At 52.8% G+C, this 17,865-nt stretch carries 16 protein-coding genes; 8 read left to right on the plus strand and 8 right to left on the minus strand.

Annotated elements, in window-relative coordinates; genetic code table 11:
* Positions 1-37 precede the first annotated feature (37 nt).
* The 4 genes from JMF94_RS05235 to JMF94_RS05250 all read left to right on the plus strand — a co-directional run bounded on the left by JMF94_RS05235 (position 38) and on the right by JMF94_RS05250 (position 4,758).
* On the plus strand, positions 38-1,915 hold the full coding sequence (locus JMF94_RS05235; protein ID WP_240824119.1) for a TIGR03768 family metallophosphoesterase: 1,878 nt from the start codon (positions 38-40) through the stop codon (positions 1,913-1,915).
* Between the two features lie 635 nt (positions 1,916-2,550).
* Complete coding sequence (locus JMF94_RS05240; protein ID WP_227117828.1) at positions 2,551-3,075, plus strand: zinc ribbon domain-containing protein; 525 nt, start codon at positions 2,551-2,553, stop codon at positions 3,073-3,075.
* A 124-nt stretch (positions 3,076-3,199) separates the two neighbouring features.
* Positions 3,200-4,096, plus strand: coding sequence for a PD-(D/E)XK nuclease family protein (locus JMF94_RS05245; RefSeq protein WP_240824121.1), 897 nt, complete (start codon positions 3,200-3,202; stop codon positions 4,094-4,096).
* Complete coding sequence (locus JMF94_RS05250) at positions 4,096-4,758, plus strand: hypothetical protein (protein ID WP_240824122.1); 663 nt, start codon at positions 4,096-4,098, stop codon at positions 4,756-4,758. The genes JMF94_RS05245 and JMF94_RS05250 overlap by 1 nt, the downstream gene beginning before the upstream one ends.
* On the opposite strand, the gene JMF94_RS05255 is transcribed toward JMF94_RS05250, so the two are convergent.
* The 8 genes from JMF94_RS05255 to JMF94_RS05290 form a co-directional block, all read right to left on the minus strand.
* The gene (locus JMF94_RS05255) at positions 4,755-5,765 is read right to left on the minus strand and encodes a WYL domain-containing transcriptional regulator (RefSeq protein ID WP_240824123.1); all 1,011 of its coding nucleotides are present in this window, start codon (positions 5,763-5,765) and stop codon (positions 4,755-4,757) included. The genes JMF94_RS05250 and JMF94_RS05255 overlap by 4 nt on opposite strands.
* Before the next feature lie 232 nt (positions 5,766-5,997).
* The gene (locus JMF94_RS05260; RefSeq protein WP_240824125.1) at positions 5,998-6,150 is read right to left on the minus strand and encodes a hypothetical protein; all 153 of its coding nucleotides are present in this window, start codon (positions 6,148-6,150) and stop codon (positions 5,998-6,000) included.
* Positions 6,151-6,402: 252 nt separating this feature from the next.
* Positions 6,403-8,052 carry a VWA domain-containing protein gene (locus tag JMF94_RS05265; protein WP_240824126.1) on the minus strand — a complete coding sequence of 550 codons (1,650 nt, stop codon included), beginning with the start codon at positions 8,050-8,052 and terminating at the stop codon, positions 6,403-6,405.
* Between the two features lie 130 nt (positions 8,053-8,182).
* The gene (locus tag JMF94_RS05270) at positions 8,183-8,377 is read right to left on the minus strand and encodes a hypothetical protein (protein WP_240824128.1); all 195 of its coding nucleotides are present in this window, start codon (positions 8,375-8,377) and stop codon (positions 8,183-8,185) included.
* A 101-nt stretch (positions 8,378-8,478) separates the two neighbouring features.
* Positions 8,479-9,516, minus strand: coding sequence for a DUF3150 domain-containing protein (locus tag JMF94_RS05275; protein ID WP_240824129.1), 1,038 nt, complete (start codon positions 9,514-9,516; stop codon positions 8,479-8,481).
* A gap of 9 nt (positions 9,517-9,525) precedes the next feature.
* Positions 9,526-10,854: an AAA family ATPase gene (locus tag JMF94_RS05280; RefSeq protein WP_240824130.1), complete on the minus strand. Its 1,329-nt coding sequence runs from the start codon at positions 10,852-10,854 to the stop codon at positions 9,526-9,528.
* 92 nt (positions 10,855-10,946) lie between these two features.
* Positions 10,947-12,110, minus strand: coding sequence for a hypothetical protein (locus tag JMF94_RS05285; protein WP_240824131.1), 1,164 nt, complete (start codon positions 12,108-12,110; stop codon positions 10,947-10,949).
* A gap of 67 nt (positions 12,111-12,177) precedes the next feature.
* A complete protein-coding gene (locus JMF94_RS05290) occupies positions 12,178-12,879 on the minus strand; it encodes an ERF family protein (protein ID WP_240824132.1) in 702 nt (233 codons plus the stop codon).
* A 1,008-nt stretch (positions 12,880-13,887) separates the two neighbouring features.
* Here JMF94_RS05290 and JMF94_RS05295 point away from each other — a divergent pair.
* From JMF94_RS05295 to JMF94_RS05310, 4 genes are all read left to right on the plus strand, one after another.
* Entirely contained in the window at positions 13,888-14,070 is a 183-nt protein-coding gene (locus JMF94_RS05295; protein WP_240824133.1) for a hypothetical protein, read from the plus strand.
* Positions 14,070-14,303: a hypothetical protein gene (locus JMF94_RS05300; protein WP_240824134.1), complete on the plus strand. Its 234-nt coding sequence runs from the start codon at positions 14,070-14,072 to the stop codon at positions 14,301-14,303. Before JMF94_RS05295 ends, JMF94_RS05300 begins: the two co-directional genes overlap by 1 nt.
* Positions 14,300-14,632 carry a zf-TFIIB domain-containing protein gene (locus JMF94_RS05305; protein WP_240824135.1) on the plus strand — a complete coding sequence of 111 codons (333 nt, stop codon included), beginning with the start codon at positions 14,300-14,302 and terminating at the stop codon, positions 14,630-14,632. Before JMF94_RS05300 ends, JMF94_RS05305 begins: the two co-directional genes overlap by 4 nt.
* A gap of 84 nt (positions 14,633-14,716) precedes the next feature.
* Positions 14,717-17,272, plus strand: coding sequence for a cation-translocating P-type ATPase (locus JMF94_RS05310; RefSeq protein WP_240824136.1), 2,556 nt, complete (start codon positions 14,717-14,719; stop codon positions 17,270-17,272).
* Positions 17,273-17,865: the final 593 nt, after the last annotated feature.

Genomic DNA, 17,865 nt, shown 5'->3' on the forward strand with positions numbered 1-17,865 from the left:
TGCCTTTTCCCCCTGCGAAGGTGTCGCAGACAGCGGGATGAAAAAAACAGCAGTCCCTGTTGATTATCCTATTGATTCCACCGTGGCGACAACAGTTGAGCGAACGCTTCTTTTTGCTGCCATTGAGCCAGGCCTCAAGGAGCCGGATCTGCCAAAGATATCCCAGTACAGCGTGTATGGCTATGGCAACCATACTTTTGGCCCAGGGCTTTCTGTTGTTCGGCGTACAGATCTGATAGCGCAGGGTAGTAGCACCCCCGAGGCGCAACGTCTTGTGCAGTTGGCAAGCTTTTTTTCCTTTACGGATGTGCACATCACAGACAAGGAATCACCCAACCAGTTGATTCTCAATCAGCAGTTAAACCCCTTATTCTATTTTTCTTCGTCCATATATTCGCCGGTTATGCTGTACTCTACGCAGGTGCTGGATGCGGCCATTCAAACAGTAAACGCCTTGCATAAAAAAACGCCCTTTGATTTTGGCATATCGCTGGGCGATGTGTGCAATACCGCCCAATATAATGAGTTGCGCTGGTATATTGATGTGTTTGACGGCAAGGTTATTACACCGTGCTCTGGTGAACGCCTTGGTATGGACAGCATTGACTATCAGAGGCCCTTTAAGGCCGTTGGGCTGGATAAGTCCATACCCTGGTACCAAGCACTTGGGAACCATGACCATTTCTGGATGGGCAGCTTCCCCGTGCATGCCGACAAATCTTTGGGGCTTGCTGAGGCCTACACCTCGGGCGAAGTCATGGCGGCTGGCCTCATGTCTCTTGATAGCGGCGGTGCGCATTTCCCCTGCCTGTACGATGTGCCAGGCAGCCTGAGGACGAAAACATTTTATATGGGCCTGCTTGATGGCGCTACCGCTGACGGCGCGATTATTGGCGCAGGCCCCAGAGATGCCTATGCGACACCCCCAAAAACGGTGGCAGACCAAAGTCGCCACCCTGTAAGCATTGCCCAGTGGAAACAGGAGTTTTTTGACACAACTACAGAGCCGGCAGGGCATGGGTTCAATTTGGTGGATCCTGCGCATGGAAACGGATTTGCCTGCTACAGCTTTGAGCCGAAGGCCCAAATCCCGCTCAAAGTCATTGTGCTGGACAATACACAATCTGAAACAGACGGTTCCCACGATATCCACGGCCACGGATTTCTGGATGCCGCGCGGCTCAAATGGCTTAAAGAGGAGCTTGCCGCCGGGCAGGCCGCTGATCTTTTGATGATAATCGCTGCCCACATTCCCCTTGGTGTTTCTGCCATTGGCACAGAGATGGAATGGTGGGAAAGCGACAAAGACCCCAATGCGGTTGAGCAGAACGCCGCATCGTTGAAGGATCTGGTCAGCATACTGTGGGATACGCCAAACCTGCTCATGTGGATGTCGGGGCATCGCCATTTCAACACGGTAAAGGCCTTCCCCTCGCCGGATGCAAGCCGCCCGGAAAAGGGTTTCTGGCAGGTGGAAACGGCGTCACTCAGGGATTTTCCGCAGCAGTTCAGAACGTTTCAGATACACCTTAACAGCGACTACACCGTATCCATTGTCACAACCAACGTAGACCCGGCGGTCGCGGAAGGAACCCCGGCGGCGAAGTCTCGCTATTATTCCATAGCTGCACAGCAGGTTCTGCAAACAAACCTCACGGTTAACGCTCCCAATGCCGCAAACTACGCCCGCAGGGAGATCAGTTCCATGGATCCCAGCCGCGCCCAGAATAGCGAGGCTGATCCCACCATCCAGTGGCAGGATGTGGCCGGTTACGGGCCTTTTCCTTCGTTGCAAGATGGGCAGTACGGTTCGCCTGCATATCTCTCGAACGCATATCCATCGTACAATGCTGAATTGCTCAAGCAGCTAAGCCCGAAAATGGTGAAAGCCCTCAGAGACAGATTTTGTCGTTAAAAAAAAGATAAGACTCGTGTGAGTTTCCCTTCGGGATGCAGCGGAATGGCTGGCCGAACTGCTGGTACACCGTAGACATTTTTATTGTGCATTAAGGGGCGGGAAATATTCCGCCTCTTTTTGTATGGAGTCCCCCCGCTATGGTCTGCACCCCGTCAAGTAGACATTTAATAATGCCCCAGTGGCAATGATTAGCTTCCGTAACTTTGAAAAGTTCCGCTTGCGTGCGCGCGTTTTGTGCTGCTGAAATGGCTGGGGAATTGATCTGAAACCTGTCGGAAAAACTGCCCGTCGAGAGGGCTTGCCCCTAAGCAGAAAACCCGCCAAGCTGTTAGCTTAGCGGGCTTCTTTGAACTCTCTTGGAGTTCAAGATGGTGCCGAAGGGGAGAATAGGCACCACGACACCATCGAGTCCAAAACAACCTGATATAGTTGATAAAATTTTTCAGATATTTTGTCTATGCCCCCGCACTTTGACCCCATGGTTTGACCCCACTTAGGTGAGATTCGCGTAGGCAAGCCGTGTGGCACGGCGAGATCAAAAGTTGATTATTAATTTCATCTTTTGCAACAAACTACCGCTACATTAATCCCAACGACAGGAGAAAACTTTACTTTTACGTTGGAAGCAAAAAATGCAACAGAATCTCATGGCATGTCCGGCGTGCCATAAAAAAATAGCAATTGAAGCTTATAATTGCCCACATTGCGGGCTGCCCATTGATGATGCACTCCGCACACAGGTTCGGGAAAGCCAGCGTGTCGAAGCCGAAAAAGCACGGCATGAAGCAAAGAGAAATCGCTGGGCTCTGTTGGCCATATTTATTCTGGGGATGGGTTGGAGCTATTTTCAGGAGCCGACCGCTCAGGATCAGGCAATTTCTTTGCGACGGGATGCCGTGCCAAAATGTTCGAGCGCAATTGAAGGTCAAGCTATCTATGGCTTTGAATGGGAGACCCTAGCGTTGGAATTTATCCCTCGTTTCCCATACGCCGAACACATGGCGAATGATGAAAACACCGTGTTGCTGAAAGGCAGCACGAATATAAAGGCCTTATTGTTCAAAAATGCTTTTGGCGTTATGGTTCCCATGGAATATTCCTGCCTCTACGACACAAAATCACGCACAGTGGTGCAGGTTCATGTAATCCCCAGATGAATTCAGAGCTGATTTCAATAGCAAGATAGGGTCTAGTCAAGAAAGCCTATTGAGGCTAATAGCGTGATAGTTTCAGCTAGTTAATACCTGACTTTTATAGGGTCGAGTTGTGCTGGAGTATGTAATGCGAAATTATACTGAGCAATCTTATTGTAATGCACTAAAAGATCAAATACAGCATGTTATAGGTGGTTTGCAGCCAGAACCCAGGAATTTTTTCTATGATAAATCTCTTCTGAGTTTCATTGATGGGCCATTTGCTGCAGCTTTTGTAGAAGAAACTCGTAATATTACGAGCCTTATATGCAAAGAAAGCTGTTTTGATTCGTATGGCCATGGTGCAAGCTTGAACAGCAGTGATCTAAATTTTATCTGGGGACAAGATTGGCCCGGACATGCCCTGCGCAATCCACCAATTTTTTGGCATAGGCCGTTGCGAGAAGCTGATATTACAAAGTTGATTGTAGCGACATTGCAAGATGACAGATTGAGCATTCGTGCATTTTTGCGTGCACTCTGTGAGTCAAGCGGCTCTTTGAACGACGTAGAGAACGTGGAAAGATTTTTGCCCAAACATGATGATGTTGCAGTAAGGGCAGAAGATTTGGCGAAGGGCAAAAAAAGAATTGATATTCTTTTTGAATGGGGAAAGGGCGGCGCTGCAAGAGTAGTAGTGTTAGAAGTAAAATTTGGAGCTAGCGCCGAGAACCCATTTGATGTGTATGAGGAGCAAGCCAAAATTCGCCTAAGAAAAAGAATTCATCCCGACAAGAGAAACGGTGACGATTTCTCTAGTGCCATTGGCTACTTTTTTGTCATACAGCACGCATCTAGTGAACGTGAGGTCAGAAAAAAAAGTTGTTTTACACGGGACTGCAACGCTTGGCGTGTCGTGTATTGGCAAGATTTGCTGCGACGGTGGGAAGAGCATTTGCAAAAAGAGTATGTCACAAATATTCCTGATAGCGCGGGCGCATCAGTACGGTGCAGTATATTTAATAAAGTGTATGGAGGCGTCTAATGTGTGCCGTCGAGAAAATAATTGAAATTCCTGGGAGCGTGCGATTCTTTTTTTCTGACAACAATCGAACCAGGCTTCTGGAGTTTGACAAAAGCAGTGTTCCTCCTCCACCGTTTGAATTTGCTGAAGTGTTACAATTCTATCAGGCAAAACGGAATGTTACATTTTGTAAAATGGATTTGTTCCAATTCATGGGCGATGTTTTTCAGAAGGTATGGTTGCCAGCATTGGAAGGGGCCTTTTCCCCACAAAAAGTTAAAGATTTAGGCCTTGAAGGAGTGGGAGAACTCTTCAATCCTGATTCCGTTTGGGGTAGCAAATATCACGCTTTGTATTGGTACTTTACTTCAACTACCTTTGGAAATGTGCAATTATGTGTAGGCTGCTATCTTGCTAATATTGATGGTGTTTTCAAAATTTGCATTTGTGTTTACTTATACAACGTTGTCGAAGGGGGTGGGCTAGAAGGGGTCGAGGATTTAAAATTGGATGAATTCTGGGTTCAAAACGACGCAGACAAGACTGAGTATTCTCTGGACAAAACATTATGCCCCTCCTTGGGAGGGAAAGACCCCCTAGATATTTCCGTGCTTGTAGAAAAGGCTGGTCAGGCTGTGCAGGCTATCAGAGAGTATCTTGAAAGCCATAGAGACAAATCTTAATCGTTATAATGACCAGCCATCATAGCCAGTTCCGCCCGCATGCGCTGCACCAGCCATGCGGGCTCTATTGTTCTGGCCTTGCTCCCGAAGCCCAATATCCAGGCCATCACCTCCATGTCGCTGCGCGCCGTGAAGGTAAGCTCGATGCCGTCTTCTACCTTCTCAATCAGCTGCTCTGTGCTGAAGCGGCGCTCACGAATATATGTTTCCAGTTCACGGGCAAAGAATACCTTTACAGTAAAAGGGGTGTCTTCGATAAGCCCAAAGTGCTGCGTATCATCGTGGGTTAACGGTATTTGGTGCGTCCGACGTGTTAGGAGGATTTCTTCCATCCGATGCACAGCCAAAAAAAGTGGATGCAATGGCTCTGCCTTGCCTTTGTCCTGTACGCTCCATCCTTTTGCATACAAAGCCTGTCGACTGCCATAAAGACCCACAATTGCCATTTCATGAATACGTGAAGGCTTGTCTTGTGCCTTATAGGCTATTTGGCAAATTTGTTTTTTGCTTATTGCCTTTAGCAGTGTTTGCAAAATAATCTGGAATGGGTCGTAATCAATAGTACCCAGCATGGCCATACGCAGTTGCGGATATTGCGGCTCCTGCCAGGTATCCTCAGATGGCACGAGCACAGAAGTGCGTCGTAGGGTCGCATCCATCGTTTTCTGTACATTCTCAGGTAGCAAGGGCAGTGCAATATCGCGGCACAGGTGTAGGAGTCGCATTTCTTCTGCACTTACATTGTACTGGGATTTTTCTCCATCGCGCAGTATTCTTTCAAATATGTAGCATCTTTCTGGCCTGCCAGCAGTGCTGCGGGAGCGGCTTATAAGACGGATCCCTTCAAAACGCTCAATCTTAGTCAGAAGTCGAAGGGTGGTCGACTTGGAGCACCGCAAGTGATTAGCAAGTTCCGTCAATGACCATTCTCGCGAAGAAAGTGCAAGCAATGAATACAAATCAAGCATTTTTTCCGCAGATGTTCGGTCATTTGTCTTAGAGGGCATGGCTTTCCCTTGCTGCTTACGGTGTTCAGAATAAACTTTGCAGCCGATTTATTGCAAATTATGCAATAAAGTTAATCTATGGTGCACCCATGATCAACCAGGGAGGAATCAAGGTGATTGGTAGTACTCTTTCTCCGTTGCGCTGGGTGGGCAAAGCCATGGTCTTGATTTACACCTAGATGGAGCAGGCGATTTTGGAATACCTGCCTGCCCCATCAATATGGTAGGTGAATTAAGTTTTGTTCCCTTCCGGCAAAGCCAACTTGTCGTTGCTCACAAATGTAGTTTTGCCTTTGGCCTCTAGCTCTGTGGCCGCAAAAACCGCAGCAAATACCCCTGCAATTCCCGCCACCATACCGCCGATAAATATCCACGTTTTGCTCATGTTCTTGCTCCTTCTATTCTTATAAAATTGCGGAAGGCGGGAATTACCCGCCTTCTGCATGCCAGCCTTATAGGGCTAGTCGTCCCAGTTGTCCTTGATAACCTGCAATACGGCGATGGCTACTGGTATCCAAGCCAGTGGATTCATATGACCTCCATTGTTTTTAGCAGCGCGGGATGCGCCGCTTTTTGTTAGGCGTAAAGAAACGGAATAACCCCGTTCGGTACCAAGGTCTAAAATCTAGGGGCACCATCATGCTGCACCACCTTTGAGCAAGGCAACCTGCAGCAGGGCAAACATGGCAGGCACCAGATCCGGCAAGTCGTTGGCCACCCGGCTTGTGTGTGGCAGCAGATGCGTGATGTGTTCATCCCGAATGCCAAGGCCATAAACTTCAAAGCCGAGCTTTTGGGCCACCCCTATGGCATTGTTTGCGGCCAGCGGGTTGTCCGGCATGCCGTCAGTGATAACCAAGATCATCTTGCGTTGTTCTTTGAGAGGCAGCATGGTTTGCAGCACCCACCACAAAGCCCCAGGCAAGGGTGTCCCGCCAGAAGCTAGAATATCAAACTGGTCTGGCACCGCCTGCCCATGTCGCATGATGGGGAATACGGAATTGGTCGCCGTGGCAGCAGGGAAGGCCGTAACCGCCGGGTTCACGCCACGGATACGGCTCAGTGCCGTTGTCACGGCAAAGCAGGCTCGTTTGGCAAGGTTAATTGGTGCGCCAGCCATGCTGCCGCTTACGTCCAGTAGAATATGGACAGCCGTATTGAGACCCAGTTGCACGGACTCTTTTTGGAAAACACGAGCATTGCCAACCTGCAGACGATAAAGCGAATTGGCGTGCAGAGTCCCTCTGCGCCCGATGCTGCAACGTCTTTGCGTTTGCGCCTGCAGAAAGCCCTGAAGGCGAGTACGCAGGGCAATGCTGGCCTGAAGGGCTTGCAGCTTCTGCTCTGCTGGCAAGGCGGCTGCATGCCGGGTGCCTTCTACCGCCACGGTCAGCGCGTCACCAGAGGATTCTGCGCTGCTATTGGCAAGCTCAATCGACATGATTTCGCCGATGTTCTGGGGTAAGTCTTGTGCCTCCGCATGAAAAAGAGCTTTGAGCGGTAACGCGTTTAAAGCCCTCGACTGTTGAACCGGCGCAGAGGTGCAAGCCGATTCAGGTTGTTGGTCGATTTGTGAGGTAGAATCGTTGGTCTCCCTTGTAGTTTGACGCACGGCTTTTTTATTGTTTGCGCTCGTGCATTTGTTGGTTTCAATTGGTTGAGGCGGTTCCCACTGCCGGATGCACAGGGCGATCTGTTTCGCGTATTCAATCGCTGCCTTTGTATCAGGGCAATGGATGTAGGCCTTGACCATGATGGCATCCAGGGCCTCTTTCAATCCGGGGAAGTGATGCTCCATGATGCTTGCCGCGTATTGGCGTGCCGGGGTCACCTCATCCACATCCCAGGCTCGCACCGTCAACAGCACATAGTCCAAAACAGCAAGGGCCGGGGAATCGTCCCCGGCCCTTGGCTGTGCTTGTTCTACAAAGAATCGTAGTATCAGCCAGTTCAGGTTCCTCCGGCAGCCGGGGAAAATGCCCGACAGCTTCTTTTCAACACGCCAGTCCTCAAGGCAGTTGAACAGATTGAAGGTCACAGGATTAAGGTTTGCAGCTTTCAGCACGCTAAAATCAGTGTGTCGTATATGGGCAGCCTCATGGTCTGTGAACCCTTTGGCCAGCGCCAATAATTCCGGCTCACAATCAATGGGCAATGATGGCAAGTGGATAACCTTACCGTTGGTACAGGCTTCCTTGCCGCCAATACGCACCTGCACGTCATAGCGGTCACCCAGAATGGATGCCAAAAGGGGCAGGCAGTTGAGAACATCTTTTGTTCTAATCATGGTACCCCACAATAAGAAAGCCCGACATTTTTGCCGGGCTACTGTTTGGGTTTGTTTTGTATTTCTACAAGATTTCGCAAATCGTTTGCCATCATTGTAAACCGCTCTGCGTGATCGAGGTTAGCTGGCTTCATTTTGCCAACTTTTTATATAGCGTATCGTGTTCAAGCATGCTGTTATCAAGGGCTTCAAGTACATTCCTCTGTGCAACTATTTCCTTGCGATTTTCAATGAATGCACGTGCAGCATCTTCTAGGACTGCCCCAATTGGACGGCCTTCCTGTCGAGCAATTGTTTTGAGGCATTCATAGAGGTCCGTATTCATTTGGCTGGCAAACCTTGTCCGTCTGGTTGATACTTGTGGCATGGGGATCCCTTTCCTTGGGGCTAGCCATAGCGTTAGCCTTATTCAATGAATTTTTGATATTACCACAGGCCCAGACTGGGTATGGCAGGATGCGGCAGCGCGCTGTCAACCACGGAGATATCAGGCAGAATAGGCTCATCATCCATACCCCCATCCACGGTGCCATCCATCTGCCCATCGGGGTGATCCGACTCGTGGGTAACGCCCGGACCAGCCAAAAGGGCATCCAGCACAAAGGCCGGGCCGTACCCCTCAATAACTTTCTGAGCGTGCCCCACAAGAGCCACGCTGTCCTTGAGCAGGCAGACCAGCCCCTGCAACAGCAGCAGGTCTGTGCCGGTGATGTTGCCCTTCTTGGGCATGCGCAGCAGTGCCGCCTGCACGATGTCTGCCACCGGGGCCACATGCGGCTCTACGAAAGACAAGCCAGTGAGCTTGGCATGCAGGGTACGCAGCGGCGAAAGTGCCTTGTGAGTTACCTCCGTCTTGCCATGATAAACCCTGCGCCATATATCGTCAGCTGACTTGGCCACCTCATCAAACAGGGTGCCGCCGAGCCCCTGCACCTCTTCCGCCAGACCGGCTTCCAGCACAGCGGTGTTGTCTGTGTGCTGTTCAAGCGGGGCCACCTTATACAACTGCCAGCGAAAATCCATGCGGGCGCGTACATAGTCAGGCCCCACAAGGGAGTTGCGAATAATTTCGCCCCACTGATGGTGCTTCTCAAGCCATGCCTGCACATTTTTGTCGTAACAAGCCAGAAACGCATCCTTTTCTTTCTGGAACTCGGTGCGGATGTTGAGAAGCTCTTGCACGATCTCGCCTGCCTTTTCTTCGGGGATGGCCCAGCCGGACATAAACCGTACACCGTGCCGGTCAAGGTAGTTGAAGGCGCGGGCCTTGAGCGTGCCAAACACCTTGAGGTTTTCCGGGTCGGCAATGCGCTTTGAGCCCAGCGAGGCCAGATCCTCAGGCGGTAGCTCTGCGCCGCCCAAGTCCTCTTGGCTCATTTTGCGACGGGCAGACCACAAGCTGACGTTGAGGTTGAGGGCTAACAAATTGTCCAAAATGCGGATGTCAGAAATAAGTTGAGTCATAGTAGCCTCCTAGAACGAGCTTTTTGTTGTATTTAGGGAGTAGCCTTCTTTGATTTTCTTTTCTGCGCGTGCTTCAAGCTCCATCACAGAATTGTTGCCCTCACAGTTTTCGGCGGGAATAAAATGCTGCTGGCCAACGGTGTCCGGCTTGCCCCACTTTAGCGTGAGGCCCACAGGGCTAGCCTCGCCGATCCAGAACTTGCCGTCCTGTTTTTTGCCGGAAAGGTTGTGAATTACCTGAAGATGAACGAGGGGCTTGGCTACCGTGGGTGTGTGGTGCAGATGGCCGCGCATGAAGCGTAGGGCTTGCTCGCCTTGCAGGATTTCAATTTTTGCCGTTACGGTTTGGGGGGACTCAACTTCCACCTGCTGAGGGAACATGCGCTGGGCCAGCTCGTGCAACATTGCGCGGGTTTCACGGCTTGCACGGTAGGCCAGCGCCCGGTCGAGGGCGTAGGTGACAGGCTGTACGCCCTGATGAGCCAGCGGCTGAAAGCGAACGGTCAGATCACCCCATCGCAGCAAACTGCGAGTGGAGAATGTAACTTCAATGGCGTTGGTCAGATTACTGGTGGAAGCCTCGCCCATGAACAGTTTGCGAACCTCATTGGCGTAGTCCACCATGGTTGCGCACAACGATTCGGGTAGCGAAGGGAAGCGCCGTGCGAGCAGGCGCTTTTCCACCTCGGCAGGTGGGTAGCCAACTTCACAAATTGTGAAGCGGTCCAGCCATGCAAGGTTCTGCCGCTGGGTGCCCTGGTAGAGGCCGGTGTCATCGCCACCTCCATTGGTATTGGCCGTGGCAACCAGACGGAACATGGGATGCGGCACAATCAGTTCGCCGCCGTTTTCTGCAATGCACAGGGGTGCCCCGTCCAGCACGCTGTTCAGGCCTGCTGCAATTTCTGGCGAGGTCAGGTCGATTTCGTTCAACAAAATTATCGCCCCGTAGCGTATGGCAAGCGCAAGTGGGCCGTATTCAAAGGTCATGCTGCCATTTTTTACTGTCAGATGACCAACCAGGTCGGCAAACTCCAGCCGCCCATGTCCGGTGACCTCAAATACCGGGTAGTTAAGCCTGGCTGCCAGCTGCTTGATGCAAGTCGTTTTACCACAGCCTGTGGGGCCGAAGACGTACAGTGGTTCCTGGGGGTTGAGAAACCAGACCACAACATCGCGACTGGACTCATGGAAGATATATTCGTGGTCAATGGCCGGGGTGTAGGCCGAAGGGACGGCGTAGCCTCTGACAGTGGTGCCGGATGGTTTGCCGCTGAATACCTGACCGGCATCAAGATCCGTGGGCTGCAGCTTACAAAGGTCGTTGATATTATTCATGCCTGGCTCCTTAAAACGAAAACTGCCCCAGGGTGGGGCGGTTTTGGCGAACGTCATAAAAGTGAGGGGATGGTCATGAGTTCCCCATTTTTTTAGTTTATGGGCGAGATACTCAATTTTTCGAAAGGTGAGCCTGTGCGCTCGCAACGGGTTAGCAATGTATCCACGTCAATGTCGCCCAGGTGCTCCGCATGAAAAATCTCGGTCAACTCCTCCCGCAGAGCATCCTTGTCCAATGTGGTGCGGCCAGCTGCCACTGACATGCGGAAGCGATAGTTCCCTGTGTCTACCCAATCCCGTGTGCCAGCCTGGCGGTGAACCAGCTTGAGCACCGTCTCCATTTCTTTGATTTCCTTTTCTAAGGTAGTGCGCTGCTCCTTGAGGGCAGCCAGCTTTTCCAGAGCTGGTTCCCATTGCGGCATATCCACGCCTTGCGGGAATTTGGGGCAGTCACCGTTGTGTTCGCAGTACGAGCACAACGGGTAAAAGCCCTGAGCACAATCCACCTGTGCCAGGGTTATGTGTCCGGCGCGGAAATCTGCAAGTTCTCCCCAAAGTTGTGCCGCATGGTCAAGGGCCGTATCGAGCATGGCCTGATTGAAGCCATAGGGGCCGAACGCTTTAACCTCTTTCATGGAAAGGCACAGCAACCATGCTTCTATGCTTGTCTTGGCAGCAGTTGAAGGCATCTCAAGACCAAGCTGGGCACGGCAAAGTTGAGGGAAAGTCATCTTCTCATGCAGAAGCGTACCGTCCTCAGCACGGAGGCTGAAGACGGGCTTGTTCCATGCTTTTACCAAAAGGCCGATTTGCCCGTGCAGTTGCAGCAGATGGGAATCGTGCGGTATGTCGGGCAGCTTGTCGGTGCTTTTAACTTCCAGAATCCGTATGGCATTAACGGGCGCACCCCAGACCAGCACAAAATCAAGATGGGCTTTGATTGGTACGCCCTGATGCTGCCAGTTGATCTCAAGCTGGGGCAGTACATGGAGGCCAAGTGATACCAGAGCTTGCCCAACCCCAGATTCGAACCAGTGCCCGCGCTGCAGCGTAAGCAGACGCTCCAAGCTGTTTGTGGTGGACAGCACCTTTTTGGCCAGTGCAGCCCGTGGACATTCCCAGTGCTGGCCGATGTCGCTCATACCAATGTAGCCGGAGCGGTCGCCCAGATGGGCAAGTGTGTCTTTGTGGGCAACGGCTTGCAGACCCTGTCTGATCAACGCCCGTAATCCTTCTGTGCGGTCTTTCTGTTCCATGAGTTATCTCCATAAAAGCGAAAGGGCCGCCATCAGGCAGCCCTTTCACTCGGTATTTTGATTTTTGCTATGCGGCATCGACATACTTCCACCACAATTTTCTCTGTGGGTTCCAGCGGAATCCCGAGCCTGTCAGTAATTCTTTTTTTGCTTGCGTGTTGCCAGTGGCAATGATGCAAGGACGTCCGTCTTGAGCTGTAACTTGCTGGTAGGTGACGCCTTCTAGTGGTGGGAGATTTTCAAGGCTTGCTGGCGGGGGATTTGAGGGGGCTGAAATATTGTTTGTGGTTGATGGGTTGCGTTGTTGCCCTTTTTGCGATTCAGGGGCAATTACTGGCAATTTAGGCCGTGTAGGCGATTTTTTGCCACTTTTAGCCCCTTCGCCATCGTCATCTTCAGTGACCATGCCCAACATGGCGGTTAGAGCGTAGCGGCGGGCATAGGTCATTGCCGATCCGATGCCCTGAGGGTCGGCCTTTGGTAAAGGAACAACAGCAAGGGAACTTTGCCATTGCCCCGACTCTACATGTGTCAGCTTGGTAACCAGCCCTAAGGAGTTAGGTTGCTCCACAGGCACAGGGTACTGGCACAGCCAGATACCGTTTTCGATGAGCGCATCGCGGCAGGCGTCCATGACGCTGTTGAGACTGGCGTACCAACTTTTGGTGAATGGATTTTCAGCGTCTTTTGTAACCGGTTGCACGGTTCGCTGCACGTTGAGCAGGGCCTTAGCTAAATCGGTAATGTTTTCTGACTGGTAACGGTTCATCTGAAAATTCTCCTGAGATAACAGAACGGCAAAGCCCTGCCCAGCTTAGTGCTGGACACGGCTTTTGGGGAAGATTTGAAACATAGTTTCTCTGTTCTTAACACCATAATATATTTTTAAAATTGGATGATTGATGGCTTTAAATAAGGTCAAATATATTAATCAACTGCTGGCTCCATGACGCTTTGAAGTCTTCCTCAGCCCTAACGGTGCGATTTCACGAATGCCAAAAAGTTGAATCGAAACTTTGTTCATCCGCTATCACCTTAAATGAAATTGCCTAGTCCAAGGAATATGTACCTATGGGCACCGGGATGTAACAACCACGGAGCCCCTGTGGCTGTTTGGCATAGACAACCATCTTGTCGCCTTAAGGCGGGGGGGGCAGCCTCATTGACGAGAGCATTGATGCAACGTAGATTTGGGACATGGAGCAGCAAACCAGCAAACCACCCAACTTCCCGTGTATAATTCTTGTTGCTGTGCTCTTTTTTTCATCCGTCTTTTGGGTGTTCCCTCACCCTGATGATAACGCCGTCCAACTTGGCGCAGGATATAGCCACTCGGCTGACGTGGTACATAGCCACTCGGAACATCCAGACGGTGTCATCGAGTTTCCTCAAACCGTTGTTGGCATCGGGAATAGCGGTTTCCAAGCCCTTGTGGATGGGTACATATCCTGCGTCCGCTCCCGCCACGGGCTACCCCTTGAACGCCCACCAGAACTCTCTTCACCACGCGCTTAGCGCAAAACGTTACGTTCGTCTTCCTCCCCTTTGCCTCCAGTAGGATCAGGGGTGTTGGCTGGCACGCATCTGGTGTTTCGGCACTGCTGATGTTCTGCCTTCTAGCACTATCCAGACGCCTTTGCAGTGGACTCTATGGTGCATTTGGGCGGTTAGAGGGAAAGATCTGCTAGCTTGCCCCTCCCTAGCTCGCCCACACACATGTGTCGATGATGACTGGAGAATCACGCCGTGCCCCCGCGAGGGGGCTGTTGGAGGATTCATGAAACAGAAACATCGACTTCTTGTCCGGCTTCTTATGGTGACGCCCATATTCGTGGTCGCCAGACTTGGCAACTTCCATGGAAGCGAGGTTGCACTCTCCGTGCAGGAGAAGGCGACCGTGGGAAACCTCTATAAAGTAACGCGGCGGATGTTTCCGCCAGTGAAATGCGTCAAAAAATAATGCACAAACTTGATGGGGCCTCACCCACCAAGTTGTTGAAGGTTTTTTATATCCAGTGGAAATACCGCAGTCTTTCGTCGGAGACATTGACCAGAAAAAGTATGGGCGGGTTAGCCAATGTCATTGGCTGCCACCCAGGCGCGGCGAACCTGGATTTCGAGGGTGACAGCGTACAGATTCCAGCCAAACAGGCTTTTTGTAAACAACCTGATACATTTGGAGATAGCTTATGAATTGTCCACATTGCAATGTAACCTTGATGATGGCCGAGCGTAACGGCGTCGAGATAGACTACTGTCCACAGTGCCGAGGCGTGTGGCTTGATCGTGGGGAACTGGATAAGATCATCGAGAGGGCGGGCGCATTGTCCCCCGTAGCTGTTCCGCAACCCGTTACCCAGCAGGGCTATGCGTCACAGCCCCAGCAGCCTGCATATACACAGTCCGCCGTCCACTCGCAGTTCGGGGGACATGGCAGCCACCATGATAGCCACCACAAGGACAATCATGGATACGGCCACAACAAGAAGAAATCCATGCTTTCCGAGCTGTTTGACTTCTAGGCCAAAGACCAGCCGGATGGCCGAGACCACGTTCTGGGCCATCCGGCGCATTAACCACACAACGCCTCCGGCGACAGGATGATCATGACCCCTGAATTCTTTGACTCCACACGCACCACCGGCCTGAGTGAACCCGAGGCCGCCCGACGGCAGCAGGTCGAGGGCTACAACGAGCTGCCTCAAGGGACCAGACGCGGCGTGTTCACCATCGCCCTGGAGGTCATGCGCGAGCCAATGTTCCTGCTGCTAGTGGCATGCGGCAGCCTGTACCTGCTCATGGGCGAGCTTTCGGACGCGCTCATGCTCTTGGGCTTCGTTTTCGTGGTCATGGGCATCACCATCGTGCAGGAACGGCGCACCGAACGGGCGCTGGACGCCCTGCGCGACCTTTCCAGTCCACGCGCTCTGGTACTGCGAGACGGGCAGCAGCGGCGTATCGCCGGGCGTGAGGTAGTCCGGGGCGATTTGTTGCTGCTTTCGGAAGGCGACCGCGTCCCGGCTGATGCGGTCCTTCGCCAGGCCCTCAACCTGTACGCCGACGAATCCCTGCTCACGGGGGAGTCTGTTCCGGTGCGCAAGGCCAGCTCCGAGGCGTCCACTCAAACAGGCAAGCCCGGCGGAGACGACCTCCCCCATGTGTTCTCAGGCTCGCTCATCACCAGGGGGCAGGGTCTGGCCGAGGTGGTGGCCACAGGCCCACGCACGGAACTTGGAAAGATCGGCAAGGCGCTCCAGACCATCGAACAGGAGAAGACTCCGCTTCAGGGCGAGACGGGCCGCATGGTCAGGCAACTTGCCGTTGTAGGTCTGGGGCTGTGCGTCGTGGTCATAGTGGCCTACGCCTTGACTCGGGGTAACACACCACAGAGTTGGGGCCAGGGGGTGCTGGCTGGCATCGCAATGGCCATGGCCGTGCTGCCGGAGGAGTTCCCTGTCATCCTGACCATCTTCCTTGCCTTGGGCGCTTGGCGCATTTCCCGCAGTCGTGTCCTCACTCGGCGGATGCCCGCCATTGAAACTCTTGGCGCTGCCACAGTGCTCTGTACGGACAAGACCGGCACCCTCACCCACAACCAGATGACCGTGCGCCAGTTGTACACCGACGGCCAGATATTCGTCGCCAGCCCAGACGCAACCTTGCCGGAGTGCTTTCACGCACTGCTTGAGTATGGAGTGCTGGCAAGCAAGAAGGAGGTCTTCGATCCCATGGAGCGCGCTTTGCGCGATATGGGCGACGACCTCCTGGGTGACACGGAGCACTGGCACGACCAGTGGGAAATGGTGCGCGACTACCCGCTTTCCCCGGATCTGCTGGCCTTGTCACACGTCTGGCATGCAACGAGCGGCGATACATTCATTGTGGCCGCCAAGGGCGCACCGGAGGCCATCGCCGATCTTTGCCACATGGAGCCGAAACAGGTCGAGGCCTTGGTAGAACAGGTTTCTCGCATGGCCAAGGAGGGGTTGCGCGTCCTTGGTGTGGCGCATGCGCGTTGGTCACAGGATCAACTGCCCCAAGAGCAGCACGACTTCCATTTCGAGTTCCTCGGTCTTGTCGGGCTTGAAGACCCGATCCGGTCCACCGTTCCAGCAACGGTTCAGGAATGCTACACAGCGGGTATCCGGGTGATCATGATCACCGGTGACCACCCCGACACGGCCCGAAGCATCGCCAGACAGATCGGCCTGCGTTCCCAGGAACAGGTCGTCACAGGGCCGGAGTTGGACGTGATGAGTGATGAGGAGTTGGCCAGCCGCATTCCGAATGTTGACGTGTTCGCCCGTGTAGTGCCGGAGCAGAAGCTCCGCCTTGTGAACGCCCTCAAGGCCAACGGCGAGGTCGTGGCCATGACCGGTGACGGGGTGAATGACGCCCCAGCCCTCAAGGCCGCGCATATTGGTATCGCCATGGGCGGGCGTGGCACGGATGTGGCGCGTGAGGCCTCGGACCTGATTCTGCTTGATGATGATTTCGGCTCCATAGTGCGGGCCGTCCGCCTTGGAAGGCGCATCTACGACAACATCAAAAAGGCCGTTGGATACACCTTGGCCATTCATGTTCCCATCGCGGGGCTGTCCATCCTGCCGGTGTTTTTTGCTGACTGGCCATTGCTCCTTCTTCCCGTCCACATCGTTTTCTTGGAGCTCATCATCGATCCGGCCTGTTCGCTTATCTTTGAGGCCGAAAACGCGGAAAAGGACATCATGCTCCGGGTGCCGCGCAGACCGGACGAGCGGCTTTTCAACTTCCAAGTGGTAATGGTCAGTGTGCTTCAAGGTGGAGGAGTCTTGGCAGCTCTCCTCATAATGTACTGGTTTTCCGGTGTGTTTGGGTATGGTGGGGAGGACAGTCGACGAGCCTTCGTGTTCACCACGCTTGTGGCGGGAAATTTGGCGCTTATCCTGACCAACCGGTCCTGGGTGCGCAACTTTGCCGCCATGTTCCGTGAACCAAATGCCGCGCTGTGGTGGGTCGTTTGCGGTGCGGGAGTAATGCTTGGGCTTGTGCTGAGCGTTCAGGCACTGCGAGACGTCTTCCATATGGGGGCGTTGCAGCCCCAGGATGTCGGACTGTGCGTGCTGGCAGGATTCTTGAGCGTTGGTTGGTTCGAGGTATGGAAACAATTGCGAAGAAGGTGATCGGGACATTGACGAGCAGGTGAGAATTCATCATTGACCGCTATCAATCGCTGCCCGCTCGCGAAGACGGCCCTTCCAATCCTGGACCCTGAAGAGGTGATTACACGGTCTCCTCGGCAGGGGACTTTAAGGTGCAATTCCAAATCGCTTCAGCAGCCAGATATCCACGCTCTGGGGCTGGGTCGTGTAGCAGACGGCCCAGCCCGAGCAGCAGCGGCCAGTAGCTGTTGCCAGTGGCCTGGACTGGGCAACCCCAAATTCGTTCTGGACTGCCTTCTCTCCAACACCATTCTCGCCTTGTCCTTCTGTTTGCTGGCAGATTGAGCAACAGTGTAGGGCGCTAACGTATGCTCATCACAGGCTGGGGCATACCCCGCCGTGTACTTCGGCTTTGTCGTTTTGGATTTGGGCAGCGCTTGGAGACGGTTCACCCTCGGAGTTGCATGTGTTTTACTGTTGTACTAAAATTTTTTTTCGCTGAAGAAATAATGAGCGCAGAACGTCATGCAAAGCACTAAACATACGATCAAATCAGAACCGCCAGTAAAAATGTTCGGTTTTTCTGCCGCAACATTTTTCAGGTCGTTATGTGC

Origin of the sequence: Desulfovibrio sp. UIB00 (assembly GCF_022508225.1) — a bacterium.
Classification (GTDB): Bacteria; Desulfobacterota; Desulfovibrionia; order Desulfovibrionales; family Desulfovibrionaceae; genus Desulfovibrio.